This is a genomic window from Sporichthya brevicatena, assembly GCF_039525035.1.
GTDB lineage: Bacteria > Actinomycetota > Actinomycetes > Sporichthyales > Sporichthyaceae > Sporichthya > Sporichthya brevicatena.
The window spans coordinates 317,545-338,334 of sequence record NZ_BAAAHE010000007.1; the positions used below are offsets into that span (position 1 = coordinate 317,545).

The window sequence follows — 20,790 nt, forward strand, 5'->3', positions numbered from 1 at the left end:
CGGACCTGAGCCGGACCTGGAGCTCAGCGTTCGGCGGGCGGAATGTCCCGGATGCGCGTGCTGAACGCGGCGATCTCGTCCTTCGGGTAGGAGAGCGAGCGGCGCTCGGTCGACGCCGGCCGCCGGGCGAGCGACAGCCCCGGCCGCCACTCGCGGACGGGGCGGACCGGCCGCTTCTCGAAGCCACCCCCGCAGTTCGGGCAGACGTCGTGGAGCTCGTGCTCCACGCAGGCGGCGCAGAACGTGCACTCGTAGGTGCAGATCCGGGCGTCGGGGGAGTCCGGCGGCAGGTCGACGTCGCAGAACTCGCAGTTCGGGCGCAGTTCGAGGGCCATGCCGCGATCCTGCCCGATCTACCGGCCCAGCAGTTGCGGGAGCTTGTGCGTGCCGACGGCGCTGCCGCGGGCCTTGAGGGAGAGGACGAAGGCGAGCACGGCGGCGACCGCGGCGAACATCTCCCCAGGGATCTCCTGGTCGAGGTCGCAGGCCTTGTAGAGCGCGCGGGCCAGCGGGACGTCGGAGACCATCGCGACGCGGTGCTTGGTCGCCTCCTCGCGGATCCGGGTGGCGACGTGGCCGGCGCCCTTCGCGACGACCCGGGGCGCCCCGCGATCCGGGACGTACTGCAGCGCGACGGCGACGTGGGTCGGGTTGACCAGCACGACGTCGGCCTGGGCGATCTTGCTCATCATGCGGTTGCGGCTCATCGCCATCTGCTTCGAGCGGATCGCGCCCTTGAGGTGCGGGTCGCCCTCGGTCTGCTTGTGCTCCTGCTTCACCTCGTGCATCGACATCTTCAGTTGCTTGCCGACGCGCCGGCGCTGGTAGCCGTAGTCCGCGACGCCCATGAGCAGACCGGCGATCGCGACGTCCCGCATCAGGCCGAACATCGTCCCCGAGACGACGTCGAGCTGCGCGGACAGCGACATCCCGCCGGAGGTGAGCAGCACCGAGGTGCCCTTCACCGCGCGGTACGCGATGAGCGCGGCGATCGTCGTCTTCAGGACGGTCTTCGTGGCCTCCCACCCGGCCTGGGGGCCGGCGATCCGCTTGAAGCCCTGGATCGGGTTCATCCGCTTGAACTTCGGCTTCGCGTGCTTGGTCGCGAGGTGAATACCGCCCTGGGCCGCGGACGCGGCGAACGTCACGACCGCCAGGCCCAGCATCAGCGGGGCGAGGATGATCGCGATGTCGCGGAACCCGTCGACGAACAGCGCGAGCGCCGCTTCCTCCGTCGGCTCGGCGATGAGCTGGCTGATCCGGTGGAAGAGCGCGCGCAGGCGCGGGCTCGCGAGGTGGATCGTGAACTGCAGCAGGTAGCACGCGGCGAGCACACCGGCCCAGGCGCCGATGTCCTGCGAGCGCGGGATCTGGCCCTCCTTGCGGGCCTCGCGCAGCTTCTTCGGTGTCGGTTTCTCGGTCTTGTCGCCGTCGCTGCCCCCACTCATCCGCTCTCACCTCCGAACAGCGAGAGCGTCGCGTCGGTGGCCGCGTCGGACAGACCGTCGATCGCGCCCGGCAGCAGCGGGAAGGTGAACCCGATCAGCGCCAGCGTGAGGAAGATCTTGAGCGGGAAGCCGAGGGTGAACGCGTTCAGCTGCGGCGAGACACGGGTGAGCAGACCGAGTGCGACGTCGGCCAGGAACAGCACGATGATCATCGGGCCCGCGATCTCCAGCGCCGCGAGGAAGAACTGCGTGACGCCCTTGAGGACGGCGTCGGCGGTCGCGTCGAGCGCGACGCCCTCGGTCACCGGGATGGCGTCGTAGGAGCGCAGAAACCCGGACACGATCAACAAATGCGCGTCGGTGACGAAGAGCAGCGTCAGACCGAGCAGCTGATGGAAGCGGCCGAAGATCGAGCTCTGGGACATCGACATCGGGTCGTAGGCGCTCGCGAGCGTGAAGCCGCCGAACAGGTCGATCAGGTCGCCGGCGGCCTGGATCGCCGCGAACAGCAGGTACGTCACGAAGCCCAGGGCCGCGCCCGTGACGACCTGCAGGACGATCGCACTGATCAGCCCCCCGGTCGAGAGCTCGGGGATCGCGGGACCGATCTGCGAGGCGACCGGCAGCGCGAGCGCGACGGCGAGCATCGCCTTGACCGTGCCCGGGATCGTGCGCGTCGCGAACGGCGGGCTGACCAGCAGCCACGCCGCCGACCGGACCGAGCCGAGCAGCAGCCCGAGCAGGGTCGGCATCGCGAACTCGAGGGCCACGGCGTCACCCCGACGCGAGCAGCTGCGGGATCTGCTCGAAGAGCTGCTCGGTGAACGTAATCATCGTCGAGAGCATCCAGTTGCCGCTGATCAGCAACGCGACCCCGACCCCGATCAGCTTCGGGACGAAGGAGAGCGTGACCTCCTGGATCATCGTCACCGACTGGAAGAGCGAGATCGCGAAGCCGATCACCAGCGCGGTCACCAGGATCGGCGCGCACAGCTTGGTCGCCACGATCATCGCCTGGAGGCCGATCGACATGACCTGGGTGTCGGTCAGGGCCTGATTCACCATCAGATCTCCCTCGTCAACCGTAACTCTGGACGAGGGCGGTGATGATCAGCGCCCAGCCGTCGACGAGGACGAACAGCAGGATCTTGAACGGCAGGGAGATCATCACCGGCGGCAGCATCATCATGCCCATCGACATCAGCGCCGCGCTGACGACGAGGTCGATGATGAGGAACGGCACGAAGATGACGAAGCCGATGATGAACGCGCTCTTCAGCTCCGAGAGCACGAAGGCCGGGATCAGCGTCGTCAGTTCGACGTCCTCGCGGGTCTCCGGCAGCGCGCGGTTGGCGACCTGCGAGAGCATCGCGAGCTCGTCGCTGCGGGTGTGGTTGAGCATGAACTCCCGCAGCGGCTGCACGCCGTCGTTGAACGCCTGCGTCTGGGACTTCGTCCCGTTCAGGTAGGGCTGGATGCCGGTGTCGTTGACCTGCGAGAGCACCGGGCCCATGACGAACAGCGACAGGAACAGCGCCAGGCCGGCGAGCACCTGGTTCGGCGGGATGCCCTGCAGACCCAGCGCGTTGCGGGTCAGCGAGAGCACCACGACGATCTTGGTGAAGCTCGTCATCATCAGCAGCAGCGCCGGCGCGACCGACAGCAGCGTGATCGCGATGATGACCGTGATCGACGTGCTCGGCTTGTCGGTCAGCCCGCCGAGGTCGACGGTGACGCCGTCCGCACCCGGGTTGGGCGCGGTGGGAGCGGCCGGGGCGGCCGGGGCCGTCGGCGCCGTGATGGTGACGACGCCGGGCCCGGGGATCGGGACGGGAGCAGCAGCGGCGGAGCCGGCGCTCGCGAACTGGAGAGCGAACAGCGCAGTCAGGCAGAGCAGGAGCCCTGTGACAGCGCGCCCGAGGACGCGGCTCATCCCCTCCGGACGGTCCGTTCCCGCAGGGCATCCATGCCCATCCGCCAGGTGGCGGGCGAGAGAATCGAGCCCGCCAACGCACCCTGGCCGGCCATGGCCTGGGGTGCGGACGGGGCAGCGGAACGGGAACCGGTGGAGATGTCATCTCCAGTGAACAGGGCGCGCACGGTGGAGATGTCATGTTCAGTGGCGGCCGGGAGGACCTCGGCCACGGTGCGGCCGCGGAGCGACGAGAGGTCGCGGATCTCCTCGCCGAGCTGGACGACGCTCTTCTCGGTGACACCGAGGACGAGCGCGCGGTCCCCGATGCGGAGGACCGCGACCGAGGAGCCGCGACCGAGCTGGGTACGGGCGAGCACCTCGACGGTGTCGGTCGGCCGGCCGGAGGTGCGGTTCTTCAGCACCCGGGCGGCGACCCACATCAGGCCGAGGACCAGGGTGAAGGAGAACCCGACCCGCAGCAGCAGGGCGACGTTGTCAGTCACGGGACGACTCCGGCCTCAGACCGTACGAGCCGCGTCGGAGACCGCCGGGCCGACGATCTCGGTGATGCGGATGCCGAAGTCCTCGTCGACGACGACGACCTCACCCCGGGCCAGCAGCGTGCCGTTGACCAGCAGGTCGGCGGGGCTGCCGGCGGCCCGGTCGAGCTCGACGACCGCGCCGGGGGAGAGCGAGAGCAGCTCGGAGATCGTCATGCGCGTGCGGCCGAGCTCGACCGTCACCTCCATGACGACGTCGCGCAGCAGGTCCAGGCCGGCGCCCGCGGCGAGCGCGGCGGCCGAGCGCGCGGGGGCGTTCTGGCGCGGGATCGCGGTGCCCGTCGGCTCGGTCACGCCCTGCGTGCCGGCCGGGGCTGACGGAGCCTCAGCGACGAACTCCTCCGGGGCCGCGACGACGATCGCCGTCGCGCACACCCAGCCGTCCGGGTCGTTGAGCGGGACGAGCCAGGCGTCCGGCAGGGAGAAGAGCTCGCGGACGGCGGAGTCGAGGTCGACCGCGCGCGCGGGGCCGGCGGTGGCCCCGGCGGCGGTCGCGGCGGCGGTCAGGGCCGGCTGGACCGCGGCGGCCACGTCGAGCTCGCCGAGCGGGCTGGCGGCCAGGGCCTCGGTCAGCGTCGAGCCGACGACGACGGCGACGAGGCCGCGCTCGGGCTCGAGCGGAGCGACGACGACCGTGCTCGCGCCGGGCGGGAGCAGGCCGAAGATCTCGGCCGGCGGCTGCCCGGCCGGGGCGGCCTCGCCGACGGTGGCGGGGGCCGCCAGCGGCAGCGAGGAGCTGAGCGCGGCGGCGACGGTGGAGACGACGCTCGGCAGGACGGAAGGTGCGGTCACGAAGTGCTCCCGGGGGCGGGCTCGGGCGGGGTGTCGACGATGCGGCAGGCCAGGGCCTGACCGCGGGTACCGGGGACGGCGTGCGCGAACGTGACGTCCGCGGCCGTGACGACGAGGGGAGCGGCGGCGCGGTGGTTCAGTCGCAGCACGTCCCCGACGGCGAGTGAGACCAACGTGCGCGGGGTGAAGGTGGTGGGCGCGAACCCGACCGAGACCTCGATCGGGACCGCGGAGATCCGCTCCTCGACGCGGACGGGGACCGGCGTGGGCGTGGCCGCCCGCTGCGGGTCGGCGCCGGCGCCGATCGCCACCTCGAGGAGGGGGAACAGGCTCGCGAACGGCAGGCACAGCGTCGCGGGCGCCTCGGTCTCGCCGATGCGCAGGTCGAAGCCGGCGACGATCAGGACGTCCGCCGCGGCGGCGGCCTGGACGAACTGCGGGTTGTACTCGATGGCCGTGACGTCCGGCTCCATGCGGGCGATCGGCTCGAACGCGTAGCGGAGCTCGCCGAGGACGCGCGTCACGATCGTGCTCAGCAGGCCGACCTCGATGTCGGTGAGCGGGCGCTGCGGCTGCTCGCCGGTGCCCGGGCCGCCGAGGAGGCGGTCGACCGAGACCATCGCGCTGGTCATCGACAGCTCGAGGATCCCGGCGCCGGCCAGCGGCTCCACCGACAGGACGTTCACCATCGTCGGGTTGCTCAGCCGCGAGATGTACTCGTCGTAGGTGAGTTCCTCGATCGAGGCGACGTGGACGGTCGTCACCGTGCGCAGGCTGGACGTCATCAACGTCCCCCACTGCCGGGCGAACGTCTCGAACACGATCTCCAGGGATCGGACGTGCTTGCGCGAGAGCTTCGTCGACCGGCGGAAGTCGTACGCCCGCGGCTCCGTCCGCGACCCACGGCGATTCCGCCCGAGGGTCGTCACACCGAACTGCCCGTCTGCCACGGTGCTCTGTTCGGCAGCGGGCGGGTGGGCCTGAGCGAAACCCACGAAAGCGCAGATCCGTACCGCAGATCGGTCCGATTTGCGTACCGATCTGCGCTTTCGTGGGGGATCGCCCGGGGGCTACTGCATCACGAACTCCGTGAAGTACAGGTCCATCACGTCGTGGTGGTAGGCCTCGGCGATGGCGTCCAGGAGCTTGGTCTTGGCGGCCTGGCGGGCGGCGGCGGTGTTGAGCTCGGCGATCTTGCGGTTGGAGAGCTGGGCGATCGCGATGTCGAGGGCCTTCGAGCCGTCGGGCTCCTCGGACCCGCCGCCGTGGCCACCGCCGCCGGCGGAGGCGGCCGCGGTGAACTGCAGCGCCATCGAGAGCTTGAGGTAGTGCCCGCCGTCGAGGTTGAGCGTCAGCGGGTCGAGCCGGACGACCATCCCGGGCTCCGGCTCGCCGGACGCCGCCGGCTTCGGCTTGAGCACGAAGAAGTAGGCCGCGGCGACCGCCACGAGGACGACGAGGACGATGATCAGCTTCTTCTTCCTGCCGGACTTGGCGCCGTCCTTGGCCGCCTTCCCCTTCTTGCCGGCAAGGTCTCCGGCGCCGTCCTTGGCGCCGTCCTCGGCCTTGCCCTGGCGAGGAATGGTGGGCGTGGTCATGTCTGCTCCTTCGCTGCAGATGTCGCTGGTGAGCTCGCTGCGGCGCTGGCGGCCGAGCTACTGAGTTCCGGGACCTCCTGGGCGGCGACCGTGCCGAGCAGAGAGCGGTCCTTCGGGGCGAGGGTCGAGCCGACGACGATCTCGACCCGGCGGTTGACGCGGTTGGCCTCCGTGGAGGTGCCGGGGATCAGCGGCCGCTGGTCGGCCCAGCCGATCGCGGAGAGCCGGTTCGCCGCGATGCCCTCGGCCTCGATCATCCGGCGGACCACCGCCGAGGCGCGGGCGCTGGAGAGCTCCCACTCGGACGGGTAGTACTTCGGGCTCACCGGGACGGTGTTGGTGTGGCCCTCGATCAGCAGGTCGTTGGGTGCGGAGCGGAGCACCGGGCCGATCGCGTGGACGACCTGCCGGCCGGTCTCGGTGAGCTCCGCGCGGTCCGGGGCGAACATGACCGCGTCGGTGATGACCGAGACGATCAGGCCCCGCTCGTCGTAGCGGAATCGGACCGACTTCGCGGCCGACGTCCCCTGCAGCGCCTTGGCGATCGCCTTGCGGATCTTCTCCAGCGCCTCGATCTCCTTCTCGACCTCCGCCCGGGTGGCCTGCGCCTGCGCCATCGCCTCCTTCGAGCGCGCGACCTTGATGGCCTGGTCGATCTGGTTCTTCACGTCCGTGCTGCCGGGCATGATCGGTCCGGACGCGAGCGGGCCCTCCGGCGAGGAGTCGCCGGGGACCGGGCTCTTGCCGCTCTGCACGGCCGTGATCTCGTGGCCGAAGCTGGAGGCGAGGCTCGCCCGCAGCTCCCAGAACTTGGTCTCGTCGATCGTCGACATCGCGAACAGCACGATGAACAGCGCCATGAGCACGGTGATCATGTCCGCGTAGGACACGAGCCACCGCTCGTGGTTCTCGTGCTCCTCGTGCTCCTCGTGCCGGACGCGCCGGCGAACCTTGGCGTGCGACATCTCAGGCCGCCTTGTCGACCAGTGCCCCCGGCGGCAGGAGGGCCTTCAGCTTCTGCGCGACCAGACGCGGGTTCGAGCCGGACTGGATCGCGAGGATGCCCTCGACGGCGAGCTCCATGCGCGCGGCCTCGAGCTCCACGATCCGGTCGATCCGCTTCGCGATCGGCAGCCAGATGACGTTCGCCGACAGGACGCCCCAGAGCGTCGCGAGGAACGCGACCGCGATCGAGCCGCCGAGCTTGTCCGGCTCGGAGAGCATGCCGAGCACGTGGACCAGGGACAGGACGGTGCCGATGATGCCGATCGTCGGTGCGTAGCCGCCGAAGTCGGTGAACAGCTTCGAGCTGACCTTCGCGTCCTTCTTGAACGCGCGGATCTCGGCCTCGAGGATCTCGGCGAGCTCGTCCGGGTCAGTGCCGTCGATCGCGTTCTCCAGGCCCTTCTTGAGGAAGGGGTCCTCGACGTGGCGCACCTTGTCGCCGAGCGCGAGCAGACCCTCCTTGCGGGCGGTGCCGGCGAGGTCGACGAGCGTCGCGACGGTCTCGTCCGGCGGCGTCACCTTCGCGGTGAGGTACTTCGGCAGGCCCTTCATGACGGCCATGAAGTCCTTCATGGTGGAGCCGGCCAGGCCCGCGCCGAGGGTGCCGCCGAAGACGAGCAGGATCGGGGGCAGCAGGAACACCGACATCGGGTCCGCGCCCTCGAGGATCGCGGCGAGGAAGATCGCGCCGAAGGCCAGGCCGAGCCCGACCAGGGTTGCCGGATCCATCAGCGGTCCCGGTGGGGCAGCGCGACGACGGTCCCGTCGGAGGAGCGCGGACGCGGCGCCGGCACGGGCTCACGCAGGACGTGCTCGGCCACGGCGGCGGCGGCGATCACGGACGCCCGGTACGTCCGGATCAGCTCGATCAGCTCGACGAGCGTCTCGGCGATGACGTACTTCGTCCCGTCGACCAGCGTCACGACCGTGTCGGGGCTGGCCTCCGCCCGCTCGATGAGATCGGGGTTCACGGCGAACGCGGGTCCGCCGAGGCGGGTCACGACGATCATTGCGGCACCATCCTTGGTTCCGTGTGCCGGGCCGATCCGTCGGCCCGTCATGGGTCAGTTCGGCAGGGGGGCGCCCGTTCTGAGCGCCCCCCTGGCGCGGGATCAGCGCTTGAGGTTGACCAGGTCCTCGAGGATCTGGTCGCTGGTGGTGATGACACGGGAGTTCGCCTGGAAGCCGCGCTGGGCGACGATCAGGTTGGTGAACTCGGCCGCGAGGTCGACGTTGCTCATCTCGAGCTGACCCGAGGAGAGCAGGCCGCGGCCGGCGGTGCCGGCGGTGCCGAGCTGTTCGGTGCCCGAGTTGACCGTCGTGCGGTACATCGACCCGCCGACCTTCTCCAGCCCCGGCGGGTTGTTGAAGTTCGCGAGGGCAACCTGCGCGAGCGGGCTCTTGAGGCCGTTGGAGAAGACGCCGATGAGCGTCCCGTCCGGCGACATCGTGAACGCCTGCAGGGTGCCCATCGCCGAGCCGTTCTGGCCGGTCGCGGCGAGGGTGTTCTGGCCCGCGAAGCCGGTGACCGTGCCGGTGTCGACGGTGATGACCTGCCCGCTGGTGGCGGTGAACGTCAGCGAGGTGGCGGACGGGGTCGCGCCGGCTCCGGTGAACGACAGCGTCGCCGGGGAGAGCGTGCCGACGCCGGACGTCAGGTTCCAGACGCCACCGACGTCGAGCGTCGCGGTGATGTCCATGTCGGTCGGGGTGCCGGCCGCGTCGTAGATCTTGATCGACGTGCGGACGACGGTGCCGACCGCCGCGTCGGACGGCAGGTTGCCGGCCAGGGACGCGGTGCTCGTCGCCACCGGGGGCAGGACCGCGCCGACGGGAAGGCGGATGTCGCCGACCGGGGCGTTGGTGTCGATCAGGCCGTTGGCCGCGGACCAGCCCTGCACGACCGCGCCCTCGGGCGTGGTCAGGCGGCCGTCGGTGTCGAAGGAGAACGCACCCGCGCGGGTGTAGAGGTTCTCGCCGCCGTTGCGGACGACGAAGAAGCCGTCGCCCTGGATCATCAGGTCCGTCGAGCGGCCGGTGGACTGCGCCGAACCCTGTGCGAAGTTCGTCGTGATCGCGGCGAGACGCGTGCCCAGGCCGACCTGCGCCGGGTTCGTGCCGCCGTTGTCGCCGACCGGCGCACCCGCGCCCTTGAGCAGCTGCGAGAGCGTGTCCTGGAAGACCGTCGTGCTCGACTTGAAGCCCGTCGTGTTCACGTTGGCGATGTTGTTGCCGGTGACGTCCATCATCGTCTGGTGCGAGCGCAGACCGGAGATGCCGGCGAAGAGCGAGCGAAGCATGGGAGAGCCTCCTGATTACTGGGGGTTCGCGGGAGTCGCCCGCACCGAGGTGATGTCGCCCATGGCGACCTGCGTGCCGTCCTCCACCGTCAGGTAGGGGCCGGCGGCGGTGAACGAGGCGGCGGTGACGACGCCCGAGAGCTCGGTTCCGTCAGCCTGGAGCCAACTGACGGTCCGTCCGACCATCGCGCTCACACCGAACACGCTCTGCGCGGTGAGCGAGGAGGTGACCGCCGCGGCGATCTCCTCCAGCTTCTCGACCTGCGTGAACTGCGCGGTCTGGGCCATGAACTGCGCCGAGTCGGTCGGCGCGGTCGGGTCCTGGTACTTCAGCTGCGCGACGAGCAGCTTCAGGAACGCGTCCTTGCCGAGCGTGTTGCCCGGCGTGCTGGGCGCCGCCGGCTTCGGCTCGAAGAGCGACGAGATCGGGGTGGGGGGAAGGACGGTCAACGTATCTCCTGACTACAGCTGCAGGTCGAGCGAACCGGCGGATGCCGGGGCGCCGGTGGGCGATCCGGCGTCTCCGTTCGGGGTGATGTCGTGCGGGACACGCCCGTCCCCGCCCGCCCAGGCGGGACGGGCGTGCCCGTTCTGGGGGTTGCCCGGGCCGGGCTGCGGCGCGCCACCGTCCCCGCCGAGCGAGAAGCTGCCCGTGCCGATGCCGGCCGCTTCGAGGGCGCGGCGCAGGTCGGGCAGGGCCGCGCGCAGGGCGTCGCGGGCGGCCTCGCTCTGGCCGGCGAGCCGGAGTTCGACCGTGCCGTCCCGAAGCTCGAGCTCCACCCGGACCGGGCCGAGCTCCTCGGGTGTGATGTCGACGGACAGGACGTGCGTCCCCTCCGCCCCGCGCTGGTGCACCGCGGTGATCGGGGCCGCGAGCTGCGCCGCCAGAGTCGGGGGCGCGGGGGTCGCGGACGCCGGCGCGGCCGCGGGGGCCACGGCCGAGGTGGCCGATGTGGGCGCAGCGGCCGGAGCCGCGCCGGCCGGGGTGACCCCGTCCGACTTCTCCGGCGCGCCGCGCCCTTCCCCGGCGGGGGATGGCCGCCCCGCGCCGGAGAAGTTGGGGTTGGGCTGCGGGTTCTGGGCGTCCGAGCCGCCGGCGGGGTCGGCGGGTCCCTCGGGCGGGGCGGCTTCGGCCCGGGTCGCGGGCGCGTCCGGGGCCTCCGGGGCCGCGGGTCCCGCGGCCGAGGTCATGTCCGCAGGCGCGGCGCGCCCGTCCGAGGCGGCCGCAAGGCGCGCCTCGCCGGGGTCGGTCGCCTCGACCGGCGCCGACGCCGCGGTCGCGCCCGGGGTGGCGGTCAGGGCCGGAGCCGGAACCGGGATCGCGGGGACGGCCCCCGCGGCGAGGGCCAACTCCTCCGGCGCGCCGCGGCCATCCGGGTCCGGGGAAAGGCGCGCCTCGCCGGAGAGGTGGGGGGTCGGCGTGCCGAGCAGGGCCGCGACGAGGTCGGCGACCATCCCGGCGAACTCCTCGCCCGAGCCGGAGCCCGAGCCGGTGCCGGCGTCGGCGTCCGTCCCGGAGTCCGCGGCCGTGCGGACGGTGGTCGGCGCGGGAACGGGGACCGGGAGCGAACCGAGCGTGGGGATCGTCATGCCGAGCTCCCTCCGAGGGCGGCGGCGAGGGCCGGGTACTGGGCCAGCAGCGAGTTCGCCATCGGCAGCCCGCCCGGAAGTGCCGCCGCCAGCGTGCTGGTGGCCGCGTTCGACACGGGGGCGGTCTCGGGGAGCAGACGGCGGATGTGGGTCGGGGTCTCGTAGACGTCGGAGATCTCGACGACCTTCCCGGGCCGGGGGGCGTGGATCATCTTGTTGTCGCCGAGGTAGATCGCGACGTGGTCGACGGGGGAGTCGAAGGCGAGCAGGTCGCCGGGCTTGGCGTTGGCGAGCCCGTGAACGGGGGTGCCCTCCTTCGCCTGCTGGTAGCTGACGCGGGGCAGGTCGATGCCGAAGTGGCCGTAGACCAGCTGCGTCAGACCGGAGCAGTCCACGCCCTTGTCCGGGTTGGTGCCGCCCCAGACGTAGGGGACGCCCAGGTAGCGCTTCGCGTCGGCGATCAGGTCGGCCGCCGTGCCGGTGGCCTTGGCGCCCGCGCCGGTCGAACCGGTCGCTCCCGTCGAGGCCGTCGCCTCCGCGAGCGCGGCGGCGAAGGTGGTCGCCGTCGACCCCGAGGCCGTGGCCGTCGACGCCGATGCGACCGCGACGGTCTGCAGCGGGGAGACGAACTGCGCGGTGATGGCCGCCATGCGGGCCTGCACGTCGGCGATGCTCATGACTGGTCCTCCCGGGCGGCGAAGAGACGGGCGCCGGCGCGGTCGTCGGCCTCCCGCTGTTCCGCGGCCTCGCGCTCGCGCAGCTCGGCCTCCTTCTGACGCTGCGCCAGATCCTCGACGCCCTCGCGCTCGCGCCGAGCGGTGGCGAAGCGGTTCATCGCCGCGGCGGCGTCCGCGTCCCGGGCGACCGCGACCTCGCGGGCGACTGCGACGTCGGAGGCCATCGTCAGCAGCGCCGCGCGGGCGGCCAGCCACTGCGACGCCTCGGCCGTGCCCGGCTCGGGGCGACCGGCGAGGGCCGCCTCGCGGCGGGCGAAGTCGGTCGCGGCGCGGTGGGACGCGGCCTGCGCCGCGGCGGCCTCGGCCTTCGCGATGTCCTCACGCAGCTTGCGCACCTTGAGCACGGTGCCGAGCAGAAACCTCATGCCGCACCTCCGAGCAGCGCGGCGAGGCCGGCCCATGCCTCGGCGGCGGTGGTCCGGCCGTGCAGGTCCTGCCGGAGGAACGCGTCGATCGCCGGGGCGAGCTCGCGCGCCCGGTCGACCACCGGGTTGGTGCCGGCCACGTAGGCGCCGATCTCGATGAGGTCGCGGGCGTCGCGGTGCGCAGCCATCAGCCGGCGCAGTTCGGTCGCGAGCGCGCGCTGCTCCGGCGTCGTCACCGCGCCGGACACCCGGGACACCGACTCCAACACGTCGATGCTGGGGAACTGCCCCGCTGTCGCCAGGCGGCGGGTCAATGTGATGTGTCCGTCGAGGATCGACCGCGCCGCGTCGGAGACGGGCTCGTTGTGGTCGTCGCCGTCGACGAGGACGGTGTAGATGCCGGTGATCGACCCGGTCTCACCCGGACCGGCCCGCTCCAGCAGTCGGGGCAGCAGCGCGAACACCGACGGCGGGTAGCCGCGCGTGGCCGGCGGCTCGCCGGCGGAGAGGCCGACCTCGCGCTGGGCGTAGGCCAGGCGGGTCAGGGAGTCCATGAGCAGCAGGACGTCCTGGCCGGAGTCGCGCAGGTGCTCGGCGATCCGCGTCGCGACGAACGGCGCGCGCAGGCGCACCATCGGCGGCGCGTCCGAGGTCGCGACGACCACGACGGCGCGCGCGAGACCCTCGGGCCCGAGGTCGTTCTCCAGGAACTCGCGGACCTCACGGCCACGCTCGCCGACCAGGCACACGACGGTCACCGCCGCCTCGGTGCCGCGCGTGATCATCGACAGCAGCGAGGACTTGCCGACGCCGGACCCGGCGAAGATGCCGATGCGCTGACCGCGACCGACGGGCACGAGCGTGTCGAGGGCGCGGACGCCGACCGACAGCGGCACGTTCACGCGGCCACGGAGCAGCGGGTGCGGGGCGTCGGCCTCGACGGGAACGCGCTCCAGTCCCGCCGGCAGCGGCCGGCCGTCGATCGGCGAGCCGAGACCGTCGAGCACACGTCCGCGCAGCGCCTCCCCGACGCCGACGGTCAGCGCGGAACCGGTGCCGCGCGCCGGGTGCCCGGCACGGATCCCGTTCGTCGAGCCCAGCGGCATGCACGCCAGGCGGCTGCCCTCGGCCGTCGCCGGGCGCACCGCGACGACCTCGGCCGGGATCTCGTCCGGGCCGAGCATCACGACCTCACCGACCGCGGCCTCGACGCCGACGACGTCGACGACCAGCCCGACGACGCCCGTCACCAGGCCGGTCGCCCGGGGGCGCGCGGCGGCGAGGACGTCGGGAGCGAACACGGTGGTCACAGGCCGAGCACCGCCCGGACGCGCTCCAACGCCGGCCCCAGCTGGGCGTCGACGCGGGTGGCGTCGCAGTCGACGACCGCCCCGCCGCGCTCGACGTTGGGGTCGGCGACGACGAGCACCTCACGGCCGAGGTCAGCGGTGGCGAGCGCGGCCCGCGTCGCTGACGCATCGTCAGGATGCAGGCGCGCGGTGACCGGCCGGTTCTGGGGGAGCAGGTCCAGCGCCCGCCGGATCGCGTCCAGCCCGGGGTCGGCCGCCAGCGACAGCTCCCGGCCGAGCAGGCTCTCCGCGAGCTCGAAGGCACCGCGCACGATCGCGTCGGTCAGCTCCTGCGCGGGCACGACAGCCCGGGTCTCGAGCGCGTCGGCGGCCGCCGAGAGCGCCCGCAGCGCGTTCAACAGTTCGAGGTCGGCACGCTCCGCAGCCACCGCGCGCTCGGTCGCGACGCGCGCGGCCTCCTCGCGGGCGGCCTCGTCCGCGGCCCGCCGGCCCTGGGCCCAGCCGACGGCGAAACCCTCGGCCCGGGCCGCGGCGCGCGTCGCCGCGGACAGCTCCTCGAGCGCCGTGCGCTGCAGCGGGTCGAGCAGGCCCTCCAGCGGTGCCGGGGGCAGGTCGGCCGCGGCGGTCCCGCGCATCAGGCGGGACGGGAGCTCAGGAGACGAAGTCATCGTCGGACTCCCGTCGCATCACGAGCTCGCCGGACTCCTCGAGGGAACGGATGCTCTGAACGATCGAGGCCTGCGCCTCCTCCACCGTGCGCAGGCGCACCGGGCCGAGCAGGTCGATCTCCTCGAGGAGGTTCTCGGCGGCCCGTTCGGAGATGTTCTTCAGGATCTTCTCCTTGACGTCCTCGCTGACGCCCTTGAGCGCGGTGGCGAGCGTGCTGGTGTCGATCTGACGGAGCACCAGCTGAACGCTCCGGTCGTCGAGGCCGACGATGTCCTTGAACATGAACATGTGGCTCCGGATCTCGTCGGCGAGGTCGGGGTCGCGCCCCTCCAAGCCTTCGAGGATCAGCTTCTCCGTCGAACGGTCCGCGCGGCTGATGATGTCCACCAGCGGCGAGATGCCGCCGACCTCGGAGAACTCGCTGGTCGCGAGCACCGAGAGCAGGCGCCGCTTCAGCGAGGTCTCGACCGAGGTGATGATCTCCGGCGAGGTCCGGTCCATGACCGCGATGCGGTGCGCGACGTCGGCCTGCAGGGCCGGCGCGAGCCCGCCCAGCACCAGCGAGGCCTGGTCGGCGCTCATGTGCGCGAGCACGAGCGCGATCGTCTGCGGGTGCTCGTCGGCGAGGTAGGACAGGATCTGCCGGGGGTCCGCACGGCGGAGGAACTCGAAGGGGATCTCCTTCATCGACGCGGAGATCCGCCCGATGACCTCGTCCGCCTTCTCCTCGCCGAGCGCGCCCGCGAGCAGGTCGCGGGCGTAGCGCACGCCGCCCTCGAGCACGACCCGCCGGGCCGCGGCCATCTCCTGGAACTCGGTGATGACCCGGTCCGCGAGGTCGGGGTCCACGTGCTGGAGCCGCACGATCTCGGCCGTCACGGCCTCGACCTCGGTCTCCCGCATCTGCGCGAGGATCCGCGCGGAGTCGTCCCGCGGCACCTGCATCAGCAGGATGGCCGCCTTCGTCACGCCCGAGAGCGTCGCCAGATCGGTACTCATGACGTCTCCGCCACGGACTTCGTCCTCGCGGAGCCGCATTCAGTGCTCATGACGAGCTCGCTTCGCTCGCTCATGACCGCCGGTCCGCGAGCCAGCCGCGCAGCAACTGCGCGACCTCGTCGGGCTGGGTCTTCACGAGGTCACCGACGTCGTGGCGGGCGTCGGCGGCCGGCGACGCGGCGAGCTCGCCGTAGGCGCCGGCGGCGACGCCACCCGGGACGGCGGTGAGCTCGGCCTCCGCCTGCTGCGCGGCCAGCGCGCGCTGCAGAGCCTCGATCTCGCGGCGGTCCTCGGCCACCCGTGACATCCGAGCCATCTTGCGCCGGCCCCAGAGGAAGAGCATCAGCAGGAGCAACGCACCACCGAGGTACTTGGCGCCGGTGAAGATCATGCTGTTGCGCTTCGCGGCGGCCTCGGCCTTCTTCGCGGCGGCGAGCTCCTCGGCGGCCGCGTTGGCCGCGGTCTCGTCGAACGGCAGGGCGTCGACGACGACGGTGTCACCACGCTCGGTGTTCAGGCCGACCGCGGAGGAGACCAGCGCCTCGATCTGCGCGGTGTTCACCGCGGTCGCCGTCTTGGCGTCGAGCAGGACCGCGACGTTCAACTTGCGGACGGCACCGGGGGCGGAGGTCCGCTCCTCGACGACGCGGTTGAGCGGATTGTTCTGCGTCCCGGTCGTCTTCTCGTAGTTGCCGGTCCCGTTGGTGCCGTTGTTCGGCACGGCCTGGTTGTCCGGGCCGAGCACGCCGCCGACCGCCGCACCGTTGCCGGTGAACTTCTCGGTGGTGGTCGTCGTGGCCGACGGCTTGGTGCCGGGGTCGGTGAAGGTCTCGCTGGTGGTCTTCGTCGCGTCGAAGTCCAGGTCGGCGGAGAGCCGGACCTCGGAGTGGCCGGGGCCGACGACGCGATCGATCATCGCCTGCAGGTCGGAGGCGACGCGGGTCTCGTACTCGCGGGTCTGCTGCGCGCGGTTGTCCGCCGCGGTGCCGGCCGACGACTCGGCGGAGGCCGAGAGCGTCTTGCCGCTGGAGTCGGCGACGGTGACCTGGTCGGGCTTGAGGTTCTCCACCGCGGAGGAGACCAGGTTGACGATCGCCTGGACCTGACCCGACGTCAGTGACGTCCCGGGCGCGGTGTCGACGAGCACGGACGCCTTGGCCGAGTCGGACTGCTTGGTGAAGACCGTCTTCTCCGGCAGCGCCAGGTGCACGACCGCGGTGGTGACGCCGTCGATGCCTTGGACGGTGCGGGCGAGCTCGCCCTCCAGCGCGCGCCGGTAACCGACGTCCTGCTGGAACTTCGAGGTCGTGATGCCCTGCTTGTCGAGGATGCCCCAACCGCTGCTGCTGGAGCTCGGGGCGATGCCCTTGCCGCTCATCGCGATGCGGGTGTCGTAGACCATCGACTGGGGGACCAGGATCGTCGTCCCGCCGTTGGCCAGCTGGTACGGCGTGCCCGCCGCGTTGAGCTGGTCGACGATCGCGGACGCGTCCGCCGGCGCGACGTTGGTGAACAGCGGCGCGTAGGTCGGCTTGGTCGCCCAGGACATGAAGAAGTAGGCGCCGAACAGCAGCCCGAGGACCCCGACCACCGAGACGACCTTCTGGCCGACGGTGAACGAGGAGAACATCCGGCCGCCCTTGCCGAGCAGGCCGGAGACGACGGGTGGCATCAGTGGATCTCCGTCACTTTCGCCGGGACATTCGCCGAGGAGCGCGCCGTCACAGCGGCATCCGCAGGATCTCGTTGAACGCCTCGACCGCCTTGTTCCGGACGGCCACGGTCAGCTCGGTCGCGAGCTGGGCCTGGGTGGCGGCGATCGTGTACTGGTGGACGTCGGTCAGCTGACCGGTCGCGGCCTGGACCGCGAGCCCCTCGGCCTTGGCCTGGGTGCCGGCCAGGGCCTCGAGGCCGTTGCCGAGCGCGGTCGCGAACGAGTCGCCGGACGGGACCGCGGCGGTGGCGCCGGTGGCGACGGGCGGGGCGATCGGGGCGATCGGCGTGAAGCCGACGGGCGAGATGCTCATGCGCGTCCGATCTGAATGGCGGCCGAGTAGGCGTCACGGGCGCGGTCCACGACCGCGAGCGAGGCCTGGTAGCCGCGCTGCGCGACGATCAGCTGGGTCATCTGGGCGGCGAGGTCGATGTCCGGCAGGCGCACGTTGCCGTTCTCGTCCGCCAGCGGGTGCTGCGGGTCGTAGACGATCCGGCCCTCGGCGTTGCCGAGCACGGCGCCGGCGACCGCGACGCCGCCGGTCCCGTTGCCGTAGTCGACGGCCTGCGCGAGCACGTAGCGCGCGCGGAACGCCTCCTCGTTCGTCGACCGGACGGTGTTGACGTTGGCGATGTTGTCGGCGACCGCGTCGAGCCACTTGCGGTGGACGGTGACGCCGGAGCCGGCGATGCCGAAGACGGAGAACAGGCTCATCGTCACACCGCCCGCATCGAGGCGCGCAGGATGCCGAACTCGTGGTCGGCGGCCCGCAGCATCAGGGAGTAGCGCAGACCGGTGTCGACGTTGAGCAGCGTCTCCCGGTCGAGGTTGACGTTGTTGCCGTCGGTGCGGGTCGGCTCGAGCGAGCGGGCGATCGACCAGGTGGGACCGCCGGAGGTGTCGCCGGTGGCGACGGCGCTCGCGAGCGCGTCCTCGAACTGCACCTTGCCGGCGAGGAAGCCGGGCGTGTTGATGTTCGCGACGTTGTCCGCGATCGCGCGCTGGCGGGCGGCAAGACCGTCCAGGGCACTGGTGATCGCGTACATCGCGACATTGCCGGATGTGAGGCCGATGGCGTCGAACACGGACCGCTCCGATGCGGGGGATCGAAACTGCTGGTGGGGCAGCGCCGGTCCGTGGCGCTTGAGGGGGTGGCCGTCCTGGCTCGCCGGTTCTTGTCGGCCGGTCGGACGGGGAGTTGAGGAGTCGGAGCCGACTCTCGTCACGGATTGTTGCCGGGGCGCAGCGGGACCGCCGGGCCGCAAGGACGGGACTTTCGACCCTGGGTCGTCGGCGCCGGGCCCGGTTTCATGCTGGTCAGGCGGCCGTCGAACTCCCGGCCGGCGACTCACTCTGGCGGGTGAGAAGACTCGGGGTGACGTGAGGGCCTGGATCGTTGCGGTCGATCCGGGCCCTCACGGCTGTCCTGGGGGATTCGGCGCGAAATCTGGCGGTGTGTCACGGCTGCGGCAATCCACAATGTGGCGTCCACCGAATACCGTCGGCCGGGGGCCTAAAGTTCGGGTGCTCGGGAACCGTTACGCATCGGAAGGCTCAGCTCTCACGGGGAAGCTCAGCCGAACGGGAAGCAGGCAGCATGGACACCACGGGCACTGGCGAGCCCATCACCGTCTTCCTCCTGGACGACCACGAGATCGTCCGGCGGGGGGTGGCGGACCTGTTGAACTCCGCCCCCGACATCACGGTCATCGGGGACGCCGGCACGGCCGCCCAGGCGCTGGCGCGGATCCCCGCGCTCAAGCCCCAGGTCGCCGTCCTCGACGCCCGGCTGCCCGACGGCAGCGGCATCGACGTCTGCCGTGACATCCGCTCGGCGATGCCCGAGGTGCGGTGCCTGATCCTCACCAGCTACGACGACAACGACGCGATCTTCGCCGCCGTCATGGCCGGCGCGGCCGGCTACCTGCTCAAGGAGATCCGTGGGACGAGCCTGCTCGACGCGATCCGTCAGGTCGCGGAGGGCAAGTCGCTGCTCGACCCGTCGGTGACCGAGCGGCTGCTCGCCCGGCTGCGCGACGGGGCCCCGGCCGACCCGCGGATGGCCTCGCTGTCCGAGCGGGAGCGCGAGATCCTCGGCCTGATCGCCGACGGCCTGACCAACCGCCAGATCGGCGAGCGCCTGTTCCTCGCCGAGAAGACCGTCAAGAACTACGTCTCCGCCCTCCTCGCCAAGCTCGGCATGGAGCGCCGGACCCAGGCCGCGGTCTACGGAGCGGAGCTCCGCAAGCCGCAGTGACGACCGCGACAGGAATGTCGAGCGGGTAGCTTGGGTTGAAGCCTGGTACGGACGCCGGAAGCGCGTTATTGTCCGTACAATTGGTTCCCCGGGAACGACCCGCCCCGTCGGAGGAGCGCTCATGATCCTCGACCAGTACTACCTGCAGTGTCTGTCGCAGGCGTCCTACCTGGTGGCGGACCCCGTCAGCCGCCGGGCGGTCGTCGTCGACCCCCGCCGCGACGTCGAGCAGTACCTGCAGGACGCGAAGGCGCAGGACCTGACGATCGAACTGGTCGTGCTCACCCACGTCCACGCCGACTTCATTCCGGGTCACACCGAGCTGTCCGAGCGGACCGGCGCGGAGATCGCGATGGGTGAGGTCTCGCCGGTCGAGTTCCCGATCCGTCGCCTCGCCGACGGCGAGCGCATCCCGCTGGGCGACCCGGAGACCGGCGTCGTCCTGGAGGTGCTGGCCACCCCGGGCCACACGCCCGAGTCGATCACCCTCGTCGTGTACGAGCGGGGGAGCGACCCCACGCCGCACGCGATCCTCACCGGCGACACGCTCTTCCTCGGTGACGTCGGCCGGCCCGACCTGCTCGGCTCGGCCGGCCGCACCGCCGACGAGATGGCGCGCCTGCTGTACCGCTCGCTGCACACGAAGCTGCTGCCGCTGCCCGACGAGGTCCTCGTCTACCCGGGTCACGGCGCCGGCAGCGCGTGCGGCAAGGCGCTCTCGACCGACACCGTCTCCACCCTGGGCGAGCAGCGCCGCGGCAACTACGCGCTCGCGCCGATGAGCGAGGACGAGTTCGTCGCCGTCGTCACCGAGGGTCTCGGGGCGCCGCCGGTGTACTTCGTCGACGAGGTCGCGGTGAACAAGTCCGGGCACCTCCCGTTCGACCCGGAGCTCCCGGTGCAGGAGGTCGACGCGGCCACCGCGATCAGCCACCAGGAGCGCCTGGGCTACCTGCTGCTCGACGTCCGCGACGACCAGGCCTTCGCCGCCTCCCACCTGCGGGGCGCGATCAACGTCGGCCTCTCGGGCCGGTTCGCCGAGTACGCCGCGGCCCTGATCGCCGCCGACCAGCCGGTGATCCTCGTCGGCTCGCCCGAGCAGTGCGCCGAGGCGCGGCTGCGGCTGGCCCGCGTCGGTCTCGACCTCGTCGCCTGTCAGCTGACCGACCTCGAGGAGCTGACGAACAACCCCGAGCTGGTCGTCTCCTCCTCAAGGCTGACGGTGCATCAGGCTGCCGAGGCGATCGCGGCGAACCCCGACCTGCAGGTCGTCGACGTCCGCGGCCCCGGCGAGCACAAGGGCGGCGCCCTCCCGGGGGCGGTCAACCTCTGCGTCACCCGGTTGCGGACGGCGCTGGACCAGCTCGACCGCTCCCGCCCGGTCCTCGTCCACTGCGCCGGCGGCTACCGCTCCATCGCCGCCGCGAGCCTGCTCGAGGCCAACGGCTTCTCCGACGTCTCCGACCTCCTCGGCGGCTACTCCGCCTGGGCCGCCGAGTCCTCCGCCGCGTAGCCGCGGTCAGGAACGCGT

Annotated in this window: 26 protein-coding genes; 2 read left to right on the forward strand and 24 right to left on the reverse strand. The window is 71.9% G+C overall.

The window, feature by feature from the left end:
- Window positions 1-23: 23 nt before the first annotated feature.
- The 24 genes from ABD401_RS04730 to ABD401_RS04845 form a co-directional block, all read right to left on the reverse strand.
- A complete protein-coding gene (locus ABD401_RS04730) occupies window positions 24-335 on the reverse strand; it encodes a DUF1272 domain-containing protein (protein WP_344602133.1) in 312 nt (103 codons plus the stop codon).
- 18 nt (window positions 336-353) lie between these two features.
- Complete coding sequence (locus ABD401_RS04735; protein ID WP_344602135.1) at window positions 354-1,448, reverse strand: EscU/YscU/HrcU family type III secretion system export apparatus switch protein; 1,095 nt, start codon at window positions 1,446-1,448, stop codon at window positions 354-356.
- Entirely contained in the window at window positions 1,445-2,218 is a 774-nt protein-coding gene (fliR, locus tag ABD401_RS04740) for a flagellar biosynthetic protein FliR (protein WP_344602137.1), read from the reverse strand. The genes ABD401_RS04735 and fliR overlap by 4 nt, the downstream gene beginning before the upstream one ends.
- A gap of 4 nt (window positions 2,219-2,222) precedes the next feature.
- A complete protein-coding gene (locus ABD401_RS04745; protein ID WP_344602139.1) occupies window positions 2,223-2,513 on the reverse strand; it encodes a flagellar biosynthetic protein FliQ in 291 nt (96 codons plus the stop codon).
- Window positions 2,514-2,526: 13 nt separating this feature from the next.
- Window positions 2,527-3,381 carry a flagellar type III secretion system pore protein FliP gene (gene fliP / locus ABD401_RS04750; protein ID WP_344602141.1) on the reverse strand — a complete coding sequence of 285 codons (855 nt, stop codon included), beginning with the start codon at window positions 3,379-3,381 and terminating at the stop codon, window positions 2,527-2,529.
- The gene (locus ABD401_RS04755; protein ID WP_344602143.1) at window positions 3,378-3,866 is read right to left on the reverse strand and encodes a flagellar biosynthetic protein FliO; all 489 of its coding nucleotides are present in this window, start codon (window positions 3,864-3,866) and stop codon (window positions 3,378-3,380) included. The genes fliP and ABD401_RS04755 overlap by 4 nt, the downstream gene beginning before the upstream one ends.
- 15 nt (window positions 3,867-3,881) lie before the next feature.
- On the reverse strand, window positions 3,882-4,715 hold the full coding sequence (gene fliN / locus ABD401_RS04760; RefSeq protein ID WP_344602145.1) for a flagellar motor switch protein FliN: 834 nt from the start codon (window positions 4,713-4,715) through the stop codon (window positions 3,882-3,884).
- On the reverse strand, window positions 4,712-5,665 hold the full coding sequence (locus tag ABD401_RS04765; RefSeq protein WP_344602147.1) for a flagellar motor switch protein FliM: 954 nt from the start codon (window positions 5,663-5,665) through the stop codon (window positions 4,712-4,714). The genes fliN and ABD401_RS04765 overlap by 4 nt, the downstream gene beginning before the upstream one ends.
- A 120-nt stretch (window positions 5,666-5,785) precedes the next feature.
- Window positions 5,786-6,313 carry a flagellar basal body-associated FliL family protein gene (locus tag ABD401_RS04770; RefSeq protein ID WP_344602149.1) on the reverse strand — a complete coding sequence of 176 codons (528 nt, stop codon included), beginning with the start codon at window positions 6,311-6,313 and terminating at the stop codon, window positions 5,786-5,788.
- Window positions 6,310-7,278: an OmpA/MotB family protein gene (locus ABD401_RS04775; RefSeq protein WP_344602151.1), complete on the reverse strand. Its 969-nt coding sequence runs from the start codon at window positions 7,276-7,278 to the stop codon at window positions 6,310-6,312. The genes ABD401_RS04770 and ABD401_RS04775 overlap by 4 nt, the downstream gene beginning before the upstream one ends.
- A gap of 1 nt (window position 7,279) precedes the next feature.
- The gene (locus ABD401_RS04780) at window positions 7,280-8,047 is read right to left on the reverse strand and encodes a motility protein A (protein WP_344602153.1); all 768 of its coding nucleotides are present in this window, start codon (window positions 8,045-8,047) and stop codon (window positions 7,280-7,282) included.
- Window positions 8,047-8,328: a flagellar FlbD family protein gene (locus ABD401_RS04785; protein WP_344602155.1), complete on the reverse strand. Its 282-nt coding sequence runs from the start codon at window positions 8,326-8,328 to the stop codon at window positions 8,047-8,049. The genes ABD401_RS04780 and ABD401_RS04785 overlap by 1 nt, the downstream gene beginning before the upstream one ends.
- Window positions 8,329-8,430: 102 nt before the next feature.
- Window positions 8,431-9,618 carry a flagellar hook protein FlgE gene (locus ABD401_RS04790; RefSeq protein ID WP_344602157.1) on the reverse strand — a complete coding sequence of 396 codons (1,188 nt, stop codon included), beginning with the start codon at window positions 9,616-9,618 and terminating at the stop codon, window positions 8,431-8,433.
- A 15-nt stretch (window positions 9,619-9,633) separates the two neighbouring features.
- Window positions 9,634-10,068 (reverse strand): flagellar hook capping FlgD N-terminal domain-containing protein, encoded by a 435-nt coding sequence (locus tag ABD401_RS04795; RefSeq protein WP_344602159.1) that lies wholly within the window; start codon window positions 10,066-10,068, stop codon window positions 9,634-9,636.
- Window positions 10,069-10,080: 12 nt separating this feature from the next.
- Window positions 10,081-11,208, reverse strand: a complete 1,128-nt coding sequence (locus ABD401_RS04800; protein WP_344602161.1) for a flagellar hook-length control protein FliK — start codon at window positions 11,206-11,208, stop codon at window positions 10,081-10,083.
- A complete protein-coding gene (locus ABD401_RS04805; protein WP_344602163.1) occupies window positions 11,205-11,885 on the reverse strand; it encodes a C40 family peptidase in 681 nt (226 codons plus the stop codon). The genes ABD401_RS04800 and ABD401_RS04805 overlap by 4 nt, the downstream gene beginning before the upstream one ends.
- Window positions 11,882-12,310, reverse strand: a complete 429-nt coding sequence (locus ABD401_RS04810) for a hypothetical protein (RefSeq protein ID WP_344602165.1) — start codon at window positions 12,308-12,310, stop codon at window positions 11,882-11,884. Before ABD401_RS04810 ends, ABD401_RS04805 begins: the two co-directional genes overlap by 4 nt.
- Window positions 12,307-13,620, reverse strand: a complete 1,314-nt coding sequence (locus ABD401_RS04815) for a FliI/YscN family ATPase (protein ID WP_344602167.1) — start codon at window positions 13,618-13,620, stop codon at window positions 12,307-12,309. The genes ABD401_RS04810 and ABD401_RS04815 overlap by 4 nt, the downstream gene beginning before the upstream one ends.
- Window positions 13,617-14,288 carry a FliH/SctL family protein gene (locus tag ABD401_RS04820; RefSeq protein ID WP_344602169.1) on the reverse strand — a complete coding sequence of 224 codons (672 nt, stop codon included), beginning with the start codon at window positions 14,286-14,288 and terminating at the stop codon, window positions 13,617-13,619. The genes ABD401_RS04815 and ABD401_RS04820 overlap by 4 nt, the downstream gene beginning before the upstream one ends.
- Window positions 14,272-15,288, reverse strand: a complete 1,017-nt coding sequence (fliG, locus tag ABD401_RS04825) for a flagellar motor switch protein FliG (RefSeq protein ID WP_344602171.1) — start codon at window positions 15,286-15,288, stop codon at window positions 14,272-14,274. The genes ABD401_RS04820 and fliG overlap by 17 nt, the downstream gene beginning before the upstream one ends.
- Before the next feature lie 70 nt (window positions 15,289-15,358).
- Window positions 15,359-16,960: a flagellar basal-body MS-ring/collar protein FliF gene (gene fliF / locus ABD401_RS04830; RefSeq protein ID WP_344602173.1), complete on the reverse strand. Its 1,602-nt coding sequence runs from the start codon at window positions 16,958-16,960 to the stop codon at window positions 15,359-15,361.
- Window positions 16,961-17,009: 49 nt separating this feature from the next.
- A complete protein-coding gene (gene fliE / locus ABD401_RS04835; RefSeq protein ID WP_344602175.1) occupies window positions 17,010-17,315 on the reverse strand; it encodes a flagellar hook-basal body complex protein FliE in 306 nt (101 codons plus the stop codon).
- Window positions 17,312-17,716, reverse strand: coding sequence for a flagellar basal body rod protein FlgC (locus ABD401_RS04840; RefSeq protein WP_344602177.1), 405 nt, complete (start codon window positions 17,714-17,716; stop codon window positions 17,312-17,314). Before ABD401_RS04840 ends, fliE begins: the two co-directional genes overlap by 4 nt.
- Window positions 17,717-17,718: 2 nt before the next feature.
- Window positions 17,719-18,087, reverse strand: coding sequence for a flagellar basal body rod protein FlgB (locus ABD401_RS04845; RefSeq protein WP_344602179.1), 369 nt, complete (start codon window positions 18,085-18,087; stop codon window positions 17,719-17,721).
- A 512-nt stretch (window positions 18,088-18,599) separates the two neighbouring features.
- On the opposite strand from ABD401_RS04845, the gene ABD401_RS04850 reads away from it, so the two are divergent.
- A complete protein-coding gene (locus tag ABD401_RS04850) occupies window positions 18,600-19,259 on the forward strand; it encodes a response regulator (RefSeq protein WP_344602181.1) in 660 nt (219 codons plus the stop codon).
- 121 nt (window positions 19,260-19,380) lie between these two features.
- Window positions 19,381-20,772 (forward strand): MBL fold metallo-hydrolase, encoded by a 1,392-nt coding sequence (locus tag ABD401_RS04855; protein ID WP_344602183.1) that lies wholly within the window; start codon window positions 19,381-19,383, stop codon window positions 20,770-20,772.
- The last annotated feature ends 18 nt before the right edge of the window (window positions 20,773-20,790 follow it).

Bases quoted from the DNA above. Each gene is read 5' to 3' on its own strand.
- ABD401_RS04730 (WP_344602133.1), bottom strand. From the start codon at position 335: ATGGCCCTCGAACTGCGCCCGAACTGCGAGTTCTGCGACGTCGACCTG.
- ABD401_RS04735 (WP_344602135.1), bottom strand. From the start codon at position 1,448: ATGAGTGGGGGCAGCGACGGCGACAAGACCGAGAAACCGACACCGAAG.
- ABD401_RS04745 (WP_344602139.1), bottom strand. From the start codon at position 2,513: ATGGTGAATCAGGCCCTGACCGACACCCAGGTCATGTCGATCGGCCTC.
- fliP (WP_344602141.1), bottom strand. From the start codon at position 3,381: ATGAGCCGCGTCCTCGGGCGCGCTGTCACAGGGCTCCTGCTCTGCCTG.
- ABD401_RS04770 (WP_344602149.1), bottom strand. From the start codon at position 6,313: ATGACCACGCCCACCATTCCTCGCCAGGGCAAGGCCGAGGACGGCGCC.
- ABD401_RS04775 (WP_344602151.1), bottom strand. From the start codon at position 7,278: ATGTCGCACGCCAAGGTTCGCCGGCGCGTCCGGCACGAGGAGCACGAG.
- ABD401_RS04780 (WP_344602153.1), bottom strand. From the start codon at position 8,047: ATGGATCCGGCAACCCTGGTCGGGCTCGGCCTGGCCTTCGGCGCGATC.
- ABD401_RS04785 (WP_344602155.1), bottom strand. From the start codon at position 8,328: ATGATCGTCGTGACCCGCCTCGGCGGACCCGCGTTCGCCGTGAACCCC.
- ABD401_RS04790 (WP_344602157.1), bottom strand. From the start codon at position 9,618: ATGCTTCGCTCGCTCTTCGCCGGCATCTCCGGTCTGCGCTCGCACCAG.
- ABD401_RS04800 (WP_344602161.1), bottom strand. From the start codon at position 11,208: ATGACGATCCCCACGCTCGGTTCGCTCCCGGTCCCCGTTCCCGCGCCG.
- ABD401_RS04805 (WP_344602163.1), bottom strand. From the start codon at position 11,885: ATGAGCATCGCCGACGTGCAGGCCCGCATGGCGGCCATCACCGCGCAG.
- ABD401_RS04810 (WP_344602165.1), bottom strand. From the start codon at position 12,310: ATGAGGTTTCTGCTCGGCACCGTGCTCAAGGTGCGCAAGCTGCGTGAG.
- ABD401_RS04820 (WP_344602169.1), bottom strand. From the start codon at position 14,288: ATGACTTCGTCTCCTGAGCTCCCGTCCCGCCTGATGCGCGGGACCGCC.
- fliG (WP_344602171.1), bottom strand. From the start codon at position 15,288: ATGAGTACCGATCTGGCGACGCTCTCGGGCGTGACGAAGGCGGCCATC.
- fliF (WP_344602173.1), bottom strand. From the start codon at position 16,960: ATGCCACCCGTCGTCTCCGGCCTGCTCGGCAAGGGCGGCCGGATGTTC.
- fliE (WP_344602175.1), bottom strand. From the start codon at position 17,315: ATGAGCATCTCGCCCGTCGGCTTCACGCCGATCGCCCCGATCGCCCCG.
- ABD401_RS04840 (WP_344602177.1), bottom strand. From the start codon at position 17,716: ATGAGCCTGTTCTCCGTCTTCGGCATCGCCGGCTCCGGCGTCACCGTC.
- ABD401_RS04850 (WP_344602181.1), top strand. From the start codon at position 18,600: ATGGACACCACGGGCACTGGCGAGCCCATCACCGTCTTCCTCCTGGAC.
- ABD401_RS04855 (WP_344602183.1), top strand. From the start codon at position 19,381: ATGATCCTCGACCAGTACTACCTGCAGTGTCTGTCGCAGGCGTCCTAC.